Genomic DNA, 16295 nt, shown 5'->3' on the forward strand with positions numbered 1-16295 from the left:
CCGGCGCACGGGCGCGACGGTGGCCGCCGGCGGGGGCGAGTCGTGGGTCGCCGCGCCCGACGGGCGGCTGTGGCTGGACGCCTCCGGCGGCGCGGGGCTGGGCGTCTCCGGCTCCGGCGACGTGCTCGCGGGCCTGGTGGCGGGGTTGTGCGCGCGGGGTGCGGCGCCGGAGCAGGCGGCGGTGTGGGCCTCGGCGCTGCACGGGCGCGCCGGGGAGCGGCTGGCCTCGTCGGTGGGCAGGCTGGGTTTCCTGGCGCGGGAGCTGCCCGCGCAGGTGCCGCGGGTGCTCGCGGAGATCGAGGTCTGAGCCGTCCGCCCGCACCCCCGTGGTCACCGGGGTGCGGGGCGGACGGCCGGGCGGTCAGGCCAGCAGCGCGGCGGCGACGGCGACGAGGTCGTCGCCGGGGACGGTGAGGCGCCAGGCGGTGTGGGAGCGGGCGGCGGCCTGGGCGGGGTCGCCGTCCTCGCCGTACCAGGTCTGCGGGCCGGCGGTGACCCGCCAGGCGCCCTCGCCGCGCTGGCCGGCGCGGGCGGCGAGCTGCGGTTCGCCGGTGGCGCGGGCGGCGGACGTCATCACGTCCAGGGCGCGCCAGAGCGAGCGGGCGTCGTAGAAGTCGACCTCGCAGGCGGTGGCGACGGCGTTGCCCGTGGCGTCGGCGACGGGGACGACCGTGGCGGAGACCACGATGCAGCCGGAGTCGCCCAGCGCGGCGGTCAGGGCCGCGCTGGCGGCGTTCTGCCGCCGGTCGGCGCGGCGGGTGGAGGGGGCGCCGGCGCGTGCGGCGGCGCGGGGAGTGGCGGTGGTGACGGACATGACCTCGGTGCCTTCTCTGCGACAACGCCGGAGGGCACCGCTGCGCCGACGTCGACGGAGCGCTACCCGACGACGTCATCGACCTCTGGTGTGTGCGGCTTGAGTGTAAGAACACCGCCCGGCCGCGGCGCAATCCCGCCCGGCGGGAGCGGCCGGCGGCTCACCAGCGGTGCGCGACGGCCCCCTGCTGCGCCGTCCAGACGACGTAGCCGCCCTCGAAGTCGCCGCGGCGGTAGGCGCCGGACTGGTACTCCCCGGACTGCGGGAAGCCCAGCCAGGAGTTCTCCCAGCCCAGCCGGGCCCACTCGGCGCGGATGGCCCCGCGCACCTCGTGGGCGCCGGTGGTCGGCGACCAGTAGATGGAGCCGCCCTGGAAGTGGTTGTAGGCCCCCCGCCGCACGGGGGTGGGCACCTCGCTGGTGACGGGCAGCCGCAGCGGTGAGCTCTCGTGGCCGAGGGCGGCGTAGCGGCGGGCGATGTCCCCGAGGACGGCGTTGGCCCCGGTGGCCGGGGACCAGTAGATCGTGCCGCGCTGGAAGCTCGTGTAGAAGCCGTAGCGGGGGGCGGGCAGACCGAACTCGCTGCTGGTGGGCAGGCCGAGCGGGCCCTCGGTGGCGTCGAGCGTCCAGTAGCGGTCGAAGATCGCCCCGCCGACGGCGTGCGCGCCGCCGCCGGTGCCGAAGAGCGCCCCGGTCCCGCCGAACCAGACCGCAGCCCCCGGCACGGGGAAGGACGCGGACGCGTCCACGGTGCCGACGGGCAGGTTGGAGGTGGCGTTGTAGTCGGCGGCGTCGCGCCAGCCGTCGCAGGTGCCGACGCGGACGCCGACGTCGGCGCTCGCCCCGGCCTCCGCGCGCACCGTGAGGGTGTGCTGCCCCGCGGGCAGGGACGCCAGCTGCACCCCGGCGCGGCCGGAGCCGCTGCGGGTGACCTCCCCGACGACCGCACCACCCCGCTGGACGACGAAGCGGGTGCCCTCGCCGGCGCCGGCGTGGTCGAACCACACGTAGGCGCTGGGCACCCCGGAGACGCACGTGGGGTCGGCCCGCAGCCCGGACACCGTGGCGCCGGCGGCCGAGGCGGGGGCCGCCACCGCTGCGGGGGCGAGGGCGGCCAGCGCGGCTGCCGCGGCGAGGAGACGACGCTTCACGCCGGGTACGGTAACCCGGCGTGGCCGGACCGGCGGGCGGCGTCGCGGCGGCCCGGCGGGGGTGCCCGCTAGACTCCCAGCGTCCGGCGGCGGGCCCAGCGCGCCGTCGAGCCCTCGTAGCTCAGGGGATAGAGCATCGGTTTCCTAAACCGTGTGTCGCAGGTTCGAATCCTGCCGGGGGCACCACATACGTGACTTTCAAACCAACGGCGCTGGGTTCAGCGTCGTAGACCGCGCCCTGACGGACGGCCGGACGATGTGTCCGACCAACCGCTTGGGCACGGCTTTTAATCACCTGACCGGCCAACTCCCCTACCCCCGGATCATGCCGCAGGGCAGCCACGGCCGGACCGAGCAGCGATTGGAAGGGCTCTGCTAGCTCGGCGTGGACGCCGTCCTCATCGATGTACAGCTTCTCGAAGAGCGCTTGATTGAAGAGGCGGCGCACCTTGGGGCCAGCCGAAAGGTAGGCGCACTGACAGTCGACCAACAGATCGAGCGCCGCCGACAGGTTACGCTCTACCGTCGCCAAGTCGCCATTGACAGTCGCCAGCCGCGATTCGACGGCAGCGAGCTGCTCGGCAATGCGGTCCTGTTCCACTTTGAGTAGGTCGAGCGGAATGGCACCCGCGTAATGTGCCTGCAGCAGCTTTGTACGTTCGCCCGCCAGCCGCTCTTGTTGGAGCTGCAGCGCTTGCCGCTCCGCCGCCACCTCTCGACTGGCGTCGGCCAGCTCTTGCCGCAGAGTCGCCTCGATCGCCGTGCGCAGCGCGGCGGGCAGCTGCACCTGCGCGTAGTACTCCTCGACCAGCTGCTCGACGAGCGGAATGAGCATCGCCCGCCGCTGACAGGTGGTGCGCTTTTGATGGCGACCGACACACATGAAGTACGGATAGATGGCGCCACTGCGATTCTTGGAGTAGGAGACGATGAGGCGGCTCCCGCAGTCGCCGCAGTACACGGTGGACTTCAGGTAGTGGTGGTGCTCGCGCTCCTTCTCACCTTGGGCATGGGCCGACAGCAGGACCTGCACGCGCTGCCAGGTCACCTCATCGACGAGCGGTGTATGGCGACCGGGGTACTGGGCGCCGCGCCAGACAACGACCCCCTTGTAGTACGGGTTAGTCAGCATGGCCTGGATGTTGCTCAGGCTCGGCGGCCGCGCCGGCCGGCGGACATTGGCCGGGGTGGTCAGCCCCCGGGCCGTCAACTCAGCCAGCAGCCGCCTGACCGTCCAACTGCCGTCGGCGTAGGCCGTGAAAGCCCAGGCCACCAGCGGCGCCCGCACCGGGTCGAGCTCGACGGTGCGCACCTCCCGGCCGTCTTCGTTGAAGCGACCGACGTTGCGGTAGCCGAGCGGCGCCTTGCCGGGCGTGCCGCCGGTCTTGGCCTTCTGGGCCATCCCCTTGACCACCTCGTTGGCGAGGTTGCGCGAGTAGAACTCGGCGATGGTCGACATGATGCCGTGCAGCAACATGCCGGAGGGCGTCTCGTCGATCCGCTCGGTGGCCGAGACCAGCTGGACCCCGGCTTGCTGCAGCGCCAAGTTGATTGTGACGTCGTCGACACGGTTGCGAGCCAGCCGGTCGATTTTATGGACGACGACGTAGCTGGTCTCCGGGTGACTGCGGATGTAGGTCAGCATCCGCTGCAGCTCAGGCCGATCCGCCGAGCGGGCTGACTCGCCGCGGTCGATGAACTCAGCGACGACGACGGCGCCCAGCTCAGCGGCCTTCCGCCGATTGGCCTCGCGCTGCGCCGGGATGGAGTAGCCCTCTGGGTCGCCGTCGCGTTCAGCCTGCTCCTTGGTACTGACGCGGAGGTAGGACACCGCGACGGCTTGGCTGTCCTGACTCATGCTGGTACCTCCGTCGGCGTGAACACGGGGCGGCGAGCTGGCGAGAAATGGTCGTGCGACGGCCGCCAGTTGCGGCGGTGCGCGCGGTAGCGGGCGACGCAGCGAGCTACCGGCTCGGTCAGGCCCAGCTGCGCCAGCCGCACGGCGGCCGCTCGCGGCGAGACGTCGAAGTGGGCTGCCAGCAGGGACGGACGCTGTAGGCCGTCGCCCCACGCCCGCTTCATGAGTGCCTTGGGCATCAGTACACAGCCGGCGAAGTAGTCGCAGGCCCGCTCGGTCAGCGCCTCAGCGGACTGCTGCGGCGTCGGGGCGTACAGGCGCTCGGCCCGGCCATGATCGATGATGTGCTTGAACTCGTGCAGCAGCGTGAAACGTTGCCGCGTCAGCGGCTCACCACCGTTGAGGCAGATGACCCAAACCCGGCCGTTCCAGTAGCTCATGCCGGAAGTCGGCAGCCGCCGCTGGACTACCTCGAATCGCGGCAGTCCGGCGATGACCGCACAGGTCACCGGCTCATCACCGACGTCCGTCAGGCGGCGCAGCCGGGCGGCTTGGAGCTCGGCTACCTGAAGCGCCTCGGCGTAATGGACCTGCCGCTCCGGTATGAGTCGGCGCAGCGCGGCCAGCACGCTGGCGCCCGCCAATTCTTCTTCATTCTTGTCATGCATAGCACACCCCCTTTCTTGTTAACTCTCTCAACTACCGCTCATCTTCTCCATTGACTGGTCCGCGACCGAATTGTTGGCTGTAGCGCTGCACCAGGGCCTCCACTTCTGCCACCGCCGCGTCAGGCAGATCGCCGTACTTGGCGCGCAGGTACGGACGGAGGGTCGGCAGCTCTGCAGGCGGAAGCCAGTCGGCAGCCGCGAACAGATCCGAAGCTGACACGCCGAGTACCTCACCGATCGCCGTCAGGACTGCGGGACGAGGATGGGGAACGCGTCCGAGCTCGATGCGGGTCACCGTGCCGACATCGACACCGGCGCGGCGCGCCACCTCCCGGGCTGCTAGGCGAGCCTCGATTCGCGCCTGGCGCAGCAGCAGCGCAAATGGCGGCAGATCGGCATTGTTCATGGGTCCTCCTCGTTTACCCCCTCATTATCCGCCCTTTGTTGCGACAATTCAACGGTCCATTGATGATCACTGAAACCGCAGGAAAGCCTGCTCTCTCCTTCTGGCGTCATTCTTAGGGTGAAGCTGGTAGGGCGAGCGGTGTGGCGACGGGATGTCGTCAGTGACCGCTCGAGCCCTACCAGGACGCACCGGGGTGGTGCGGACGGCGACTGCCGGAGTGGGCGGTCGCTAGTCGACCGATGAGTCGCTGCTCTGCTTGCCTCCCCTTCGGCCGCGGGCCGCGCTGACCTCGTCGGTGGACGAGGCCGTCGTAGCGGCGGCGGAGCCGAACAGGGTGGCGATGGCGTCGCGGCGAGCGGCAGCTTCGCGCTCGATGTCGGCGAGCGCGGCGTCGGCCTGGGCAGCCAGCTCGGGAGCAGTCCTGGCGGTTGCCAGGTGCGTCTCGAGCGCCGTCCGGATCTCATCGGTGATCGTGTTGCCGCGCAGCTGGGCGATGAGGCTCAGCTGGGCGTGCACGTCGGGCTCCAGCCGGATGGCGAGCGTCTTGACGCCGCCGCGACTCGAGCCGTTGTCCACGAGGGACATGGGCACCTCCTCGGTGTGGGTGCGGCCGACGAGCCACCTGGTGTGGATCGCAGTCAGCGGCCGCATGACACCGACGAGGCGCGGTAGCCGGGCTCAGGCCGCCATCTGCGCACCTCCCCTCGCGCGCTCAAGGCGCTGGCGGGCTTCCGCCGCGAAGGCCGCGCTGAGCTCGATGCCGAGCCAGTCGCGGCCGAGCTGCTCAGCTGCCAGCGCTGTTGACCCGGCACCGAAGAAGGGATCAAGCACCAGGCCGGGTCGGTCCGTGGCCGCTGGACAGGCGCAGGTCGGCGTCAGGGTGCCGCGGGTGGCCACGGCGCCGAGGGCCCGCAGGAGTCGCCGCTGCCAGGGACGACCGCAGGTGCTGCAGCAGCGCTCCGGACAGCCGGCGCGAATGGCCTGCTCAGCCAGGGCCATTGGGAAGGTGGCGCGGTGGTCCCCGCGGTAGCTGCTAGAGGCGAGGCGCCAGACGTCACCTGGGTTCTTTCCGAGTGGGTGTCCCGGCCGTCCCGCCGCACGTAAGCGGGCCAGGCCGCGGCCGCTGCCCGCATTGGGGCCGCGCCAGGGCTCCGCAGCGTCCGGTCTAGCCACGTGCTCCGCTGGGCGGGCCGGCGAGCGGCTGCGGTGCGGCTCGCGGATGGCGTCGAGGTTGAAGTAGTAGCGCGGCTGTCGGGCGAAGATGTAGATGCTCTCCCAGGTGCAGGCCAGCCGATCGCGGACGGAGGTAGGCATCGGGTTGCTCTTCTGCCAGACGATCTTGTTTCGGAGCAGCCAGCCGTCAGCCAGGAGCTGCAGCGCCAGGCGCTCCGGTCCGAGCAGCAGGCTCTTGCGCGCCGCGCCCTGCGCGGGGTGGGTGGCGTAGCTGTCACCGAGGTTGAGCCAGAGGGTGCCGGTGGGCGTCAGGACGCGGGCCAGCTCACCGGCTACGGCATGCAGGTTGCGCACCCAGTCTTCGACCGTCGCCTCCAGGCCGAGTTGGCCAGCGACGCCGTAGTCACGCAGCCGGAAGTATGGCGGACTGGTCAAGATCATGTCGGCGCTGGCCGCCGGCAGCCGCCGCAGCTCAGTGAGCGCGTCGCCGACGAGCAGCCGGTTAGTGAGCCGCCTCATGCCGCACCCCGCGCCACTAGATCAGCGAAGCTCTCGGCCATGATCAGGCGGTAGAGGCCAGCGTCGAGGCCGCGAGCACTCCGCAGGGCCGCAGCCAGCCGCTGCTGGCGGGCGTGATCCGGCAGGACGAAGACGACCAGGGGGAAGACGCCGGCTTCGGCTTGGGCGCGGCCAGTCCGGCGGTAGCGCTCGTACTGGACGCACTTCTTGAGCAGCGTCGGCAGGCTCTCGGTGCCGCGGTCGACCTCGATGAACCAGTGGTCCTCGAAGTCACCCGTGGCCGTGACGGCAGACAGATCCGGCTTGAGGATTTCGGCGCTGCCACCGGCGCCAAGGTAGGGCCGCCAGCAGGCGGGCTCGGTCTCCAGCCGCAGGAGCTCCAGGCGTCCTTGGCGGGCGGCCGTGATGAGGCGCAGCGCGCAGTCCGCCACCGCCAGGCAGTGCTCAAGATGGCGCAGTGACGGCTCCTTACGGCGGAGCCGTGGCCGGTCGTGCTCGGCAGTCGCCGCGGCCAGCAGGCGATCACCGACGGGGCCGAGGCGCCAGACGAAGGACGCTGAGCCGGCCCGGACGCCGCCAATGCGCCGCTGAAGCGGCTCGATGAGGCGGTGGGCGCGCAGCCGGGCCAGGACGCGGCGGCAGATGCGGGCGGCGCCGCTGTCGGAGGTGTGACCGCTGAAGTGCAGAACGTGCAGCTGCGCCGTGGTCAAGAACGAGAAGCGGTGGAGGTCAGCCAGGATGGCCTGGTCACGCTCGCTGAGCGCGGCCTTAAGCCGCTCTAGTGTCTGACCACTGACACGGCGGGCGGCAGGCCGCGCCGGGCGTTCTGGAGAGGCCGCAGCCAAGGCCGGGAGAGCCATACTTTCGGGCGCGCTGGTGACGCTCATGGCGTCCTGATCAGGCAAGACGTCCGCGGGCAACAGCACGCGATCGGACGGGCGAGCGGACCAGGCCGGGCCTGCGGTCAGCGGCACGCTGGCGGAGCCCCGGACAGGCATCGGCGAGGTCATGGCTGCCTCCGGCGCCGACCGGTAGCGCCGAGTGGCGCCTCATCGGCAGCGGCCAGGGCGGCGAAGTCGGCGTCCACAGCTGCCAGTGGTTGGCCAAAGCGCTCACGGCTACGAGCGCGCAGCTCTGCAGGGTCACTGAGCGCTGGGCCCAGCGGCAGCGACTGACCGAGGGCGTAGGCGCTGGCCCGTCCGCCGCTGAGCAGGCTGGCATAGACCTGGTACGGCCCGAGCGCTGTCAGGTCGGCCGGCGTCAGCTCGGGGTGGCCCTTACTGAGCGCGGTGGCATCCTCCGGCGACAGTTGGAAGGCCACGCGGGAGCGGGCGTTGGCCAGCACCGCAGCGCGCATCTCCCGCGGGAGCTGACCGAGGAACTGGTGGGCCAGCGTGAAGCCGGCGCCGTAGCCGCGGGCCTGCGCTAGTGCCTCGCCCAGGTCAGTCGGTAGGTGCAGGTAGTCCTGCACCTCGTCGACGTAGACCATGACCGGGTGGCGGTGCTCGGCGGGAATGGCGCCGCGGCCCTGGAGCGCCTGCCACAGCTCGGCGAGCAGCAGCGAGCCGAGCAATCCGGCCGCCTCCGGCCCGATGACGCCGCGCTGCAGCGGCACGAGCAGCACCTTGCGCTCGGTGAGGACCTGGCGCAGCTGGAAGCGTGGACGCCGCTGCCCGATGACACCGCGTAGCCCCGGCCGCAGCAGCGGCCGCAGCTTGTTCATAACGGGGGCGATAGCGGTGGCCCGCTCGGCGTCGGACCAGGCCTCGAAGGTCGACCAAAACGGCTCTAGCGTCAGTGGGTCATGCAGCCCGGCGGTCAGACGGCGACGCAGGCCGGGGTTGGTCAGCAGCAGCGGCAGCATCGCGAGCGATGCGTCTGGCTGGTGGGCCAGCGTCAACAGCCCGGCGTAGAGGATGTCCTGGCTACGAGGCCCGATGGCCCGGCCGTAGAGCTGCTTGAAGACGGCTAGCAGGCCATCGGCCACCAGCTCCGGGCGCCGGCCATGGGCGGCCAAGGGGTTGAGCCCAACGGGGCTGTCGTCAGCTGGGTCGAGCACGACGATGTCGTCCCGCCGGGATCTGGGCACGCGCGCCAGCACCTCGGCCACCAGGTCGCCCTTGGGCTCGACGACGACCGCTGCCCGGCCATCAGCGATGTCCTGGCAGATGAGGTTGGCCAGCAGCGTCGACTTACCAACCCCGGTCGGCCCGACGACATGCAGGTGCTGCAGGGCAGCCCGGGCGTCCAGCGCCAGGTGCGCCGCAACACCGGGTGCCAGCGCGCGGGCGATGACCCGCTTCTTGCCGGCGGTGCCAGCTGGGGGCGGCAGCGGCTTGGGGTGCAGGGCTGGCTGGCCCGGCAGGTCGGCGTCGCCCAGCGGCCAGGCGGTCAGTGGCAGCAGCTCGGCGATGCCCAGGCGCAGCGGCCAGCGGAACGGCCGCTCCGCTGCGTCCAGGCGTCCCGCCCGCTCCGGATGCAGGCTGAGCTGCACCCCGGCGGCTTCGCTGGTGCGCAGGGCCGCCAGTAGCCCGAGCAGCAGCGTCCGGCGTCGCTCCGATGAGCCGGCGCGGACGCCAAGGCGCAGGGTGCAGGCGAAGCCGTGCTCCGCGACCTTGGTGCGCAGCGCCGACCGCTTATCGGAGTCGAGGCGGCCGCCGTCGCCGCGCCAGGCCACCGACCACCACGGCGCGACCACTGACGAGGGACTCGTGGTCGGCACGGCTAGCGGGATGCGCCGCGGGCCGAGCACGAGCTGCAGCACCAGCCCCTCGTCCTTGCCGGCTCGTGTCAGCGCCGCCAGCAGCGCCGCGACGATGAGCTCGGGTACCTCCAGGCGCAGTGGCCGGTGCCGCGTCGAAGCCGCCAGGCGCCCGACCGTCTGAACCGCTGGGCGCTCCACCGCCGCCGGGTTGAGGACCGTCGTACCGAGGAGCTGTCGCAGCGTGGTGGCTGCCTCGTTGATCGCTGCCGGCGGCGCCCCGAGCAGATAGCGGACGCCCGCTCGATCGGCTCGTGTCTCTAGCACAAGGCGCGGACTACGGCTGTCGGCGGCCCACTGCCGCAGGCAGCTGAGCACCTGGAGCGGCTCCAACGGACGGCGCCACTGCAGCTGCCGCCAGGTCAACGACGGCGTCGCCGGGCTAGACATCCGCGGGCCCTCCCGTCGATGCCCGTCCGCGCGGCTCGGTGTCCGCACGCTGCGCAGCGGCCTCCGCGGCGGCCTGTACCAGGGCCAGCTGAATCAAGGCCCGGCTGAGCTTCCGGACATCCGGCGGGTCGCGGCGGACCGCCCGCACTGACAGGTTGCGGCGCCCTCCCCTCCCTTGCACAGCATCTTTATGCTTGTACGTTCGCGACATATGCCTACCCCCTTTCTCGTCATTACCTCCCTACTGTTGAATCTTCGCAACAATGCTTGCTTCTACTTATAACGTTGCGAGGATTCAACAGTCAATACGATCGGCAAATACCACAACACCGATCGGAACAGGGCCCCAAGCAGCTGCAGACGTGATTTACCGGGTTACCAGCCGCGCCGGCGGCGGAAGAGCCAACTACAGAGTGCGCCCAGCAGACCGAGCGTCAGGACGACCGCAGCGCAGATGGCAAGCGTGCGCCAGACGGACTCGATGAGGCGAGCGGCGGTGTAGACGGCTAGGGCCGCCAGCAGCACGCTGACGGCCCCGCCGAACAGGCGGTCAAGCCATGACGGACGCATCGCTGGCCCCGGCCTAGCGGCGCCGCTGCTGGGCACTGAGCTGACGCTGCACTTCGGCGCGCATGGCCAGCAGCGCCTGGCGCGTCAGGGCCGCCATCTGGGCCTCAGCCAGTGCCTGGTCACGGCGGATCTGCCACCGGCGCAGCGGCGCGCGCTGCCTGAGAAGCCAGACCGACACGGCCAGGCAGCCGCCCAGCAGCCCGGCACTGAGGCAGACAAAGAGGGCGAGCATGCTCGCCCTACCGCCGCCGCAGCCGGTGCTGCAGGTCGGTCACGACATCAGCCAGACCGAGCGCGTGGCTGTCGGCCAGCAGGGCCAGGCGGCCGCTGGCCTCCGGAGCCAGCTGCTCCAGCTGGCGCTGCGCCTGGGCGACGCGCACCACTGCCGCCATGCTGCTGCCGATGGCCGTCGTCTGGGCGTCGACCTTGTCCAGCGCCGCCTGCAGGTCGGCGTCGATGACCGCCGCCCGCACCACGCCCTGGTCCCGCAGCCGGCTGATCACCCGGCTGGTCTGGCGACTGGGCAGGGCTACCTCCCAGGTGATCTGCGGCTCGATGTTGCCCATGTGCTGACTCCCTTCGCTGCGGTGTCCTGACGTCATCGACGCTAAAGCCGCAGCTCAGAGGGGATCCAGCGTAAGCGTGATAGCACCCAAGTGCTATTGATCTACGATCGTGTCGTGGCGCGCTACTACCCCACAGACGACGCGCCGTTCCGCGGGCGGCTTCCCGATGTGCAGCCTGACTTCGCCGCCGCCCGGGAGGACTTCCTCTACCACCTAGCCGACGACAAGCACCGCGCAGACGACACGCTCCGCGCCTACTGGACCGACCTTGACGACCTGCTGTGGTGGGCGGAGAAGCGCGGAAAAGTCGTGCTCCGGCTCACCCACGACGACCTGCGCAGCTATCTGACTCTGCAGCGGCGGCGCGGCTACAGCCACGGCACGATCCGCCGCCGCCTGACCGCCTTCCGCGGCTTCTACAGCTTCTTGCTGCGCGAGGGCACGATCGCCGAAGTACCAACTGCAGGCCTGATCGTTCGGGCACGCACTTCAACAAGGGGAAAACGGGACGCGTAGACCAACGACTTCTTATTTTGAGTGCAGGAGCTTGCCGTAACACATCGGCACCCCTCACCAAGGAGCCAGGAGCCGATCGCCTTCAGTGAAAGGCGACGGTCCCAGGCTTATAGCTGGCGCGCCGACCCCCGGGCACCAGGGACAGCAGCGTCAGCGGACATGCCATGAGGAGTCCCGAACAGCAGGAGTGAGCGCAGTGCGCCATAGCTGGTTTGCGCTGGCATCCTGAGCGCGTGCGCCCCGCGTCGCCTGCCCGGCTCCCCATAGATCGTCGTAGCAGGTTCGGTGTCGGCCCGCTCGCGCTGGCTGCGGTGGCATCGGCGCTGGTTCTTCTCGGTGGATGCTCCTCAGGTGACGGGTTGCCCGCGCCGGGACAGGGTGCTGCCCGCACGTCGGCCTACGGGGTGGTGCAGTACCCACCGGATCAGCGGGGTGAGGCGGTGGAGCTGGCCGGTACGACCGCCGAGTGTGAGCGGGTGGACGTGGCCGCGCTGCGCGGGACGGTGGTAGTGCTCAACGTCTGGTACGCCGACTGCCCACCGTGCCGAGTGGAGGCACCGGTGCTGCAGCAGATCGCGGACGACTACGCCGACAAGGGTGTGCACTTCGTCGGAATCAATACTCGCAACGACAGCGCCGAGGCTGTGCGGGCTTTTCAGCAGACCTTCGCCATCACATACCCCAGCATCCGCGACAGTGACGGCAGTGCGCTGCTGGCGCTGCGCCAGCGTGGAGTGAGCGCTAGCGCTACACCGATGACCGTGGTGTTGGATGCGCGGGGGCGGGTGGCGGCCCTCGCCGCTGGCCAGGTGGAAGGCTCCACACTGACTGGCCTGCTCGACGACACGTTGTCATCAAAATTGTCAGTCAGTCAATGATCACGCCGCACGCCAACGAAGCCATTTCAAGCTTGGCCCGCCTTCCCGGCAGGGCAGGCGAGGCATTGCACCATAGCTCGCAAGAAGGCGAGGTGGCACGATTCGAGAGCACGCAGGTTTCAGGTAAGCGGGGCGGAAAAGTTTGGTCGCATCCATCGCCACCAGCCAGGCCCTGTATGTAGCAATGCCTTCCTCCATCCGGCCCGCACGCAACCTCATGCCGCTACCGGGAAAGGCCTATTGGCTGGCGACGAGCTGTGAGCGATCGAACTGAAGCCCAGAGCGTGTCGAGCTTCAAGGTAACTACCGCCTTGCAACTCTTAATGAATCTCGCAGATAGATGCATCTCCGAGCAATCGCAAAGAATGCTCAAAGGTAGATTGAGTAAATCAATCCACCTGCGTTCAGTACGAAAAGTGCCATTGTGAGCAGTGATACATTAAACTTCGTCCACCTGCGGTAGGCACCCGCCGCATTGGGGGCGTCAACGAACCGAAGCCCGAGAACGAGCGCCAATCCCATAAAGACGAGAAGCACGTGCGGGATATCACTATCGAATCCTGGCAATTCCGAGAAAGCAAACAATGTCAAGACGGCTGCAGGGCTATTTGCAGCCAAGTCCAGTCCCTGATCGAACCATGCGCGCACAACGCGAGGACTTAAACCCGGCGGAAAACCATCCTTCTCGTCCGCGGACGAATCAGGGGATGGCACCATACCCTGCTTAACGAAGTACCGTTGCAGCCGCTCGTCATACTCCTTTTCATACCGCTTTGCCGCCGCTAAATTAAGCACGAACGACAAGCCTGAGACGCCAAGCGAAATGGTAAACGCTACCGGAGCGCTAGCCATTCTATACGACCGGCAGTTGGACTTGTTTCGAGTACACAGAATTGAACGGGATATCGCCAGAGCAGTCGCACGACACCACCGCAAGTCCAAGATTATGCTGCGCCGCTTGATGAATACTTGCTACCGAATGACCGGGACGACTGCTGCCATATGCGGTCTCACCCATGTGAACCCAAGTACGTCCTGCTTGGTCGACCTGATCACCATTTGTGCTTTCGTAGGTACATGTAGATGCAGTCAACGTCGAGGTGAACTTGAAGTACAGTCGATCGCCGAGGTCGGAGCTATAAGTGACACGATGCTCGGACTCCCCCGAGCCGCTCCGCTTCTTCTTCTTTTTTGACACGCGCTTGACCTCCGTCGTGACCTTGACTTCGGCGTAGCCGTCAAAAACAATGTCCACTATTCGCGCAACTCCTAAAGGTCATGCTGTCGCAGTTTTCCTTGCCGTCGCACTTGGATATTGCAGTTTGCCCGCGCCATGAACACCTCATTAGCAGTGGCGCGCACTAGCGCGCGAAGTGCAACTTCGTCGATCGGCTCGCCTAGGAGTCGCACTTCGCCTTTAGTCGTTTGTCGGTCACCGAACTTACGGAATGGCGCTTTCCACATCAAATGCTGCTCGTTCGGCAAGTCAATGACTGCATGGCTGATGGGCTCATTAACCGATTCCGCCCCTGGAAGGCTCTTGACTGAACTGTCATGGCGGATAGCGCCTCGTTGCGGCTCAGCCACAGTCCAATACTTGACGCGCACGTCATCGCTCAGCGACACTTCAGGAAGCTGGTATGCCGTTTCCACCAACTGGTGAAGTGTGAGTTCACTACTCCAATAAGCAAGCGTGGAATCACGCTCAGATCGGTAGCCGAAATACTCGCCTTGAGGGTCTCGCCAGAGCTGCCCAGGACTTGTTTCCGTTCCATACTGCTGATTTTCGATAGACACATCACCTCCTTCGCTATTGCCTGCTTCTGTCTGCCTATAGTATATACCGTCTAGCTCGACAACGGCAACGAGATGCCGCACCGTCCGAATCGATCCCTTTGTGGATACATCTGCACTACTTCTCAGTACCAGAGTGTTTGGGCCACGCAACCCCAAAGTGCGTAGCGCTCCTCGCTGCTTGGCCGTACTGCCGATAGCACTCGCGATTTGAATGACCAGCCAGTCACCTGATCGCCCCTTGGCGCGCTTGAAGGCCGCCGTCCCGGGCAGGGGGAGCCGCAGCGTGCCATCCTGCGGTACGGTCGCGATGGAGGACCATGAGATGTCGTTGCTCTGCAGCATGTTCGCCCTTCCAGGAGAGCCGAACTGTTGGGCGTAGCCTACGACCAGGGGCCGTCATCATGGGTTCATCTAGCAAAGACCGCAAGGGCGTGTCGCTCGACTGCCCCAAGGCGCAGCGTCCCACACGAGAGAGCGGCCGCGCGGAACGGATTGGATGTCGTTGGCCTCAGCAACATCGCCCACATGTCCACTGCATGACGTGCTCATGAAGATCACGTTGCGGAATTACAAGCTGCACCGCTAGACCTGATCACGTTGCTGACGAATCATGCAGTACCCAGACGAAGGCCACACCGGCTCGCGGCATGAGCCAGCCGTCGAACTGCACGCCGATGACTCGGCCAGGGATGCCCTCCGGCGTCTCGATGAGCCGGCTCTTGCGGCTGCTGGCGATGAAGTCGACGACCTTGACGTAGGCGATGTCGGTGGCGCTGTAGTCCAGCTCGACAGATATGCCACGGGTTGGCTGCTCGACGTCGATGTGTAGCAAGTGGCCATCGCGGGAGACGACGGTGCGGTAGGTGTAGGCGACCGTCACGGGGCGCGCGGCGCGGACGACGTCCTCGCCGAGGCTGACGGTGTAGGTCTGGCCGTCCTTGCGGGCCGTGCGGCGGATCGGGCGCGCCTGGCCGTTGACGCTGAACTGCACGAGCTCGAAGGCTTCGCGCTCCCCCGCCGCCAGGTTGCCCTTGGGGCGGATGTACCAGGCTGAGGTGGCGGCCGATTCCTGGGCGAGCTCGCGGTACTCGTCGCGGTCAGCGACGGCCACGAAGCGGCGCACCGGGAAGGCCGGGACGACGGCGTACTCCCAGCGGATGGTGGCGACGTACAGGCCGGTGCGGCCGCTGGCCGCACTGCTCAGCATGCTGAGGCGGATGTCGACGCGGACGTCCTGCCAGCGCTCCGCCGCCCGAATGGCCTGGTCACGCAGGTCGTCGTAGAGCTCGCCAGCAAAGGTGGCGTCTCCGAGCCGCAGCGCCAAGCTATTGCGCAGCACCTGATCGAGCAGCTCCGGCGTTGCCACCCGCTTGAGGTCGTCAGGTTGAAAGGCAAAGCCCTCGATGACGGCGTCGCGGAGGGCCGGCGTATTGTCAGCCAACACTTGGCGTAGCCGCCGCTCGGCCAGTTCGTCATTTTCCCGCTTGAGGTAGCCATCCAGGCCGATACCGAGGACACCGGCACCGAAGAGGACGCCGCCCAGTTCAGACAGGGGCAGTAGGGCCGCCCAGGTCGGTGCGCTGCGGGCTAAGAGCAATAATCCGACGCCGCCCACGCCCAGCACAATGCAGACCACAACGGTCTTCAACTGGCGAATTCGGCGAAGTAGGTCTTGCATATACTGCTTTCAGTATAAGCAAACCACATGCTGATTACTAGCGGATTCGTTTTGTCGCCGCCGTGCGACCATGACAACGGAACCCAGACCGTCCTGCGGCGCCGGGCTCCGCTGTCTGTAGGTAAGGCTGACCGTTCAGCCCTCGCCGCCACCCATCATGATCGCCACCCCCTCCCCCGCCGGGCACGCCGCCCAGGACGCGCGTCCCCGGATGCTACTCATAGGTCTGTAGACCGACAAGTAGCATCCGGGCACCGTCGGTGCCGTCATGGAAGGCGATCTTCAGCGGGCCGTCGGGCGCAACCTGCGTGAGTACCGGCTGGCACGTGGCCTGAGTCAGGAGGCCTTCGCCGAAGTCGTCGGGGTGCACCGCACCTACATGGGCGGCCTGGAGCGCGGCGAGCGCAACCTGACACTGAAGTCCGTGGAGCGGATCGCCGAGCGCATCGCGGTCGATCCGCTTGAGCTGATGCACATCCCGCCCGATTGACCGCAGAAGCAAAAGGTCGCCGTGACTACACCAAGGCGCTACAACTACGAGCGAGGCCGCT

19 protein-coding genes, 1 tRNA gene and 1 pseudogene are annotated in these 16295 nt (G+C 68.1%); 6 read left to right on the top strand and 15 right to left on the bottom strand.

Going from position 1 to position 16295, the window contains the following annotated elements:
* The coding region (locus tag ABEB16_RS05335) for an NAD(P)H-hydrate dehydratase (RefSeq protein ID WP_345711231.1) at nucleotides 1-307 on the top strand (307 nt) is incomplete at its 5' end.
* A 54-nt stretch (nucleotides 308-361) separates the two neighbouring features.
* On the opposite strand, the gene ABEB16_RS05340 is transcribed toward ABEB16_RS05335, so the two are convergent.
* Together ABEB16_RS05340 and ABEB16_RS05345 are read right to left on the bottom strand one after the other, a co-directional pair.
* Complete coding sequence (locus ABEB16_RS05340) at nucleotides 362-814, bottom strand: hypothetical protein (RefSeq protein ID WP_345711232.1); 453 nt, start codon at nucleotides 812-814, stop codon at nucleotides 362-364.
* 160 nt (nucleotides 815-974) lie between these two features.
* A complete protein-coding gene (locus ABEB16_RS05345) occupies nucleotides 975-1964 on the bottom strand; it encodes an LGFP repeat-containing protein (protein WP_345711233.1) in 990 nt (329 codons plus the stop codon).
* Between the two features lie 110 nt (nucleotides 1965-2074).
* Here ABEB16_RS05345 and ABEB16_RS05350 point away from each other — a divergent pair.
* A tRNA-Arg gene (locus ABEB16_RS05350) sits at nucleotides 2075-2150 on the top strand.
* A gap of 199 nt (nucleotides 2151-2349) precedes the next feature.
* Complete coding sequence (locus ABEB16_RS05355) at nucleotides 2350-2574, top strand: hypothetical protein (protein ID WP_345711234.1); 225 nt, start codon at nucleotides 2350-2352, stop codon at nucleotides 2572-2574.
* A 246-nt stretch (nucleotides 2575-2820) separates the two neighbouring features.
* On the opposite strand, the pseudogene ABEB16_RS22780 reads toward ABEB16_RS05355, so the two are convergent.
* From ABEB16_RS22780 to ABEB16_RS05400, 9 genes and pseudogenes are all read right to left on the bottom strand, one after another.
* A pseudogene (locus ABEB16_RS22780) lies at nucleotides 2821-3822 on the bottom strand (recombinase family protein); the annotation flags it as partial.
* Complete coding sequence (locus ABEB16_RS05365) at nucleotides 3819-4490, bottom strand: ImmA/IrrE family metallo-endopeptidase (RefSeq protein WP_345711236.1); 672 nt, start codon at nucleotides 4488-4490, stop codon at nucleotides 3819-3821. The gene ABEB16_RS05365 and the pseudogene ABEB16_RS22780, both read right to left, overlap by 4 nt.
* 31 nt (nucleotides 4491-4521) lie before the next feature.
* Entirely contained in the window at nucleotides 4522-4896 is a 375-nt protein-coding gene (locus tag ABEB16_RS05370; RefSeq protein ID WP_345711237.1) for a helix-turn-helix domain-containing protein, read from the bottom strand.
* Between the two features lie 228 nt (nucleotides 4897-5124).
* Nucleotides 5125-5481, bottom strand: a complete 357-nt coding sequence (locus ABEB16_RS05375; RefSeq protein ID WP_345711238.1) for a hypothetical protein — start codon at nucleotides 5479-5481, stop codon at nucleotides 5125-5127.
* A 93-nt stretch (nucleotides 5482-5574) separates the two neighbouring features.
* The gene (locus ABEB16_RS05380; protein WP_345711239.1) at nucleotides 5575-6588 is read right to left on the bottom strand and encodes a DNA-methyltransferase; all 1014 of its coding nucleotides are present in this window, start codon (nucleotides 6586-6588) and stop codon (nucleotides 5575-5577) included.
* Nucleotides 6585-7598, bottom strand: coding sequence for a replication-relaxation family protein (locus ABEB16_RS05385; protein ID WP_345711240.1), 1014 nt, complete (start codon nucleotides 7596-7598; stop codon nucleotides 6585-6587). Before ABEB16_RS05385 ends, ABEB16_RS05380 begins: the two co-directional genes overlap by 4 nt.
* Entirely contained in the window at nucleotides 7595-9667 is a 2073-nt protein-coding gene (locus ABEB16_RS05390) for a type IV secretory system conjugative DNA transfer family protein (RefSeq protein ID WP_345711241.1), read from the bottom strand. The genes ABEB16_RS05385 and ABEB16_RS05390 overlap by 4 nt, the downstream gene beginning before the upstream one ends.
* A 655-nt stretch (nucleotides 9668-10322) precedes the next feature.
* Complete coding sequence (locus ABEB16_RS05395) at nucleotides 10323-10541, bottom strand: hypothetical protein (protein WP_345711242.1); 219 nt, start codon at nucleotides 10539-10541, stop codon at nucleotides 10323-10325.
* A 7-nt stretch (nucleotides 10542-10548) separates the two neighbouring features.
* Nucleotides 10549-10875, bottom strand: a complete 327-nt coding sequence (locus tag ABEB16_RS05400; protein ID WP_345711243.1) for a hypothetical protein — start codon at nucleotides 10873-10875, stop codon at nucleotides 10549-10551.
* A 114-nt stretch (nucleotides 10876-10989) separates the two neighbouring features.
* Here ABEB16_RS05400 and ABEB16_RS05405 point away from each other — a divergent pair, with 114 nt between their 5' ends.
* Both ABEB16_RS05405 and ABEB16_RS05410 read left to right on the top strand, forming a co-directional pair.
* Nucleotides 10990-11391 carry a site-specific integrase gene (locus ABEB16_RS05405; protein ID WP_345711244.1) on the top strand — a complete coding sequence of 134 codons (402 nt, stop codon included), beginning with the start codon at nucleotides 10990-10992 and terminating at the stop codon, nucleotides 11389-11391.
* A 440-nt stretch (nucleotides 11392-11831) separates the two neighbouring features.
* Nucleotides 11832-12269 carry a TlpA disulfide reductase family protein gene (locus ABEB16_RS05410; protein WP_345711245.1) on the top strand — a complete coding sequence of 146 codons (438 nt, stop codon included), beginning with the start codon at nucleotides 11832-11834 and terminating at the stop codon, nucleotides 12267-12269.
* Between the two features lie 369 nt (nucleotides 12270-12638).
* On the opposite strand, the gene ABEB16_RS05415 is transcribed toward ABEB16_RS05410, so the two are convergent.
* The 4 genes from ABEB16_RS05415 to ABEB16_RS05430 form a co-directional block, all read right to left on the bottom strand.
* The gene (locus ABEB16_RS05415; RefSeq protein WP_345711246.1) at nucleotides 12639-13073 is read right to left on the bottom strand and encodes a hypothetical protein; all 435 of its coding nucleotides are present in this window, start codon (nucleotides 13071-13073) and stop codon (nucleotides 12639-12641) included.
* Nucleotides 13074-13122: 49 nt separating this feature from the next.
* A complete protein-coding gene (locus ABEB16_RS05420; protein ID WP_345711247.1) occupies nucleotides 13123-13524 on the bottom strand; it encodes a hypothetical protein in 402 nt (133 codons plus the stop codon).
* 14 nt (nucleotides 13525-13538) lie between these two features.
* Nucleotides 13539-14408 (bottom strand): uL30 family ribosomal protein, encoded by an 870-nt coding sequence (locus ABEB16_RS05425; protein ID WP_345711248.1) that lies wholly within the window; start codon nucleotides 14406-14408, stop codon nucleotides 13539-13541.
* 250 nt (nucleotides 14409-14658) lie between these two features.
* Nucleotides 14659-15714, bottom strand: coding sequence for a hypothetical protein (locus tag ABEB16_RS05430; protein ID WP_345711249.1), 1056 nt, complete (start codon nucleotides 15712-15714; stop codon nucleotides 14659-14661).
* 298 nt (nucleotides 15715-16012) lie between these two features.
* Here ABEB16_RS05430 and ABEB16_RS05435 point away from each other — a divergent pair, with 298 nt between their 5' ends.
* Nucleotides 16013-16234: a helix-turn-helix domain-containing protein gene (locus ABEB16_RS05435; protein WP_345711250.1), complete on the top strand. Its 222-nt coding sequence runs from the start codon at nucleotides 16013-16015 to the stop codon at nucleotides 16232-16234.
* Nucleotides 16235-16295: the final 61 nt, after the last annotated feature.

The sequence above is a fragment of the Kineococcus glutinatus genome (assembly GCF_039542765.1).
Classification (GTDB): domain Bacteria; phylum Actinomycetota; class Actinomycetes; order Actinomycetales; family Kineococcaceae; genus Kineococcus_A; species Kineococcus_A glutinatus.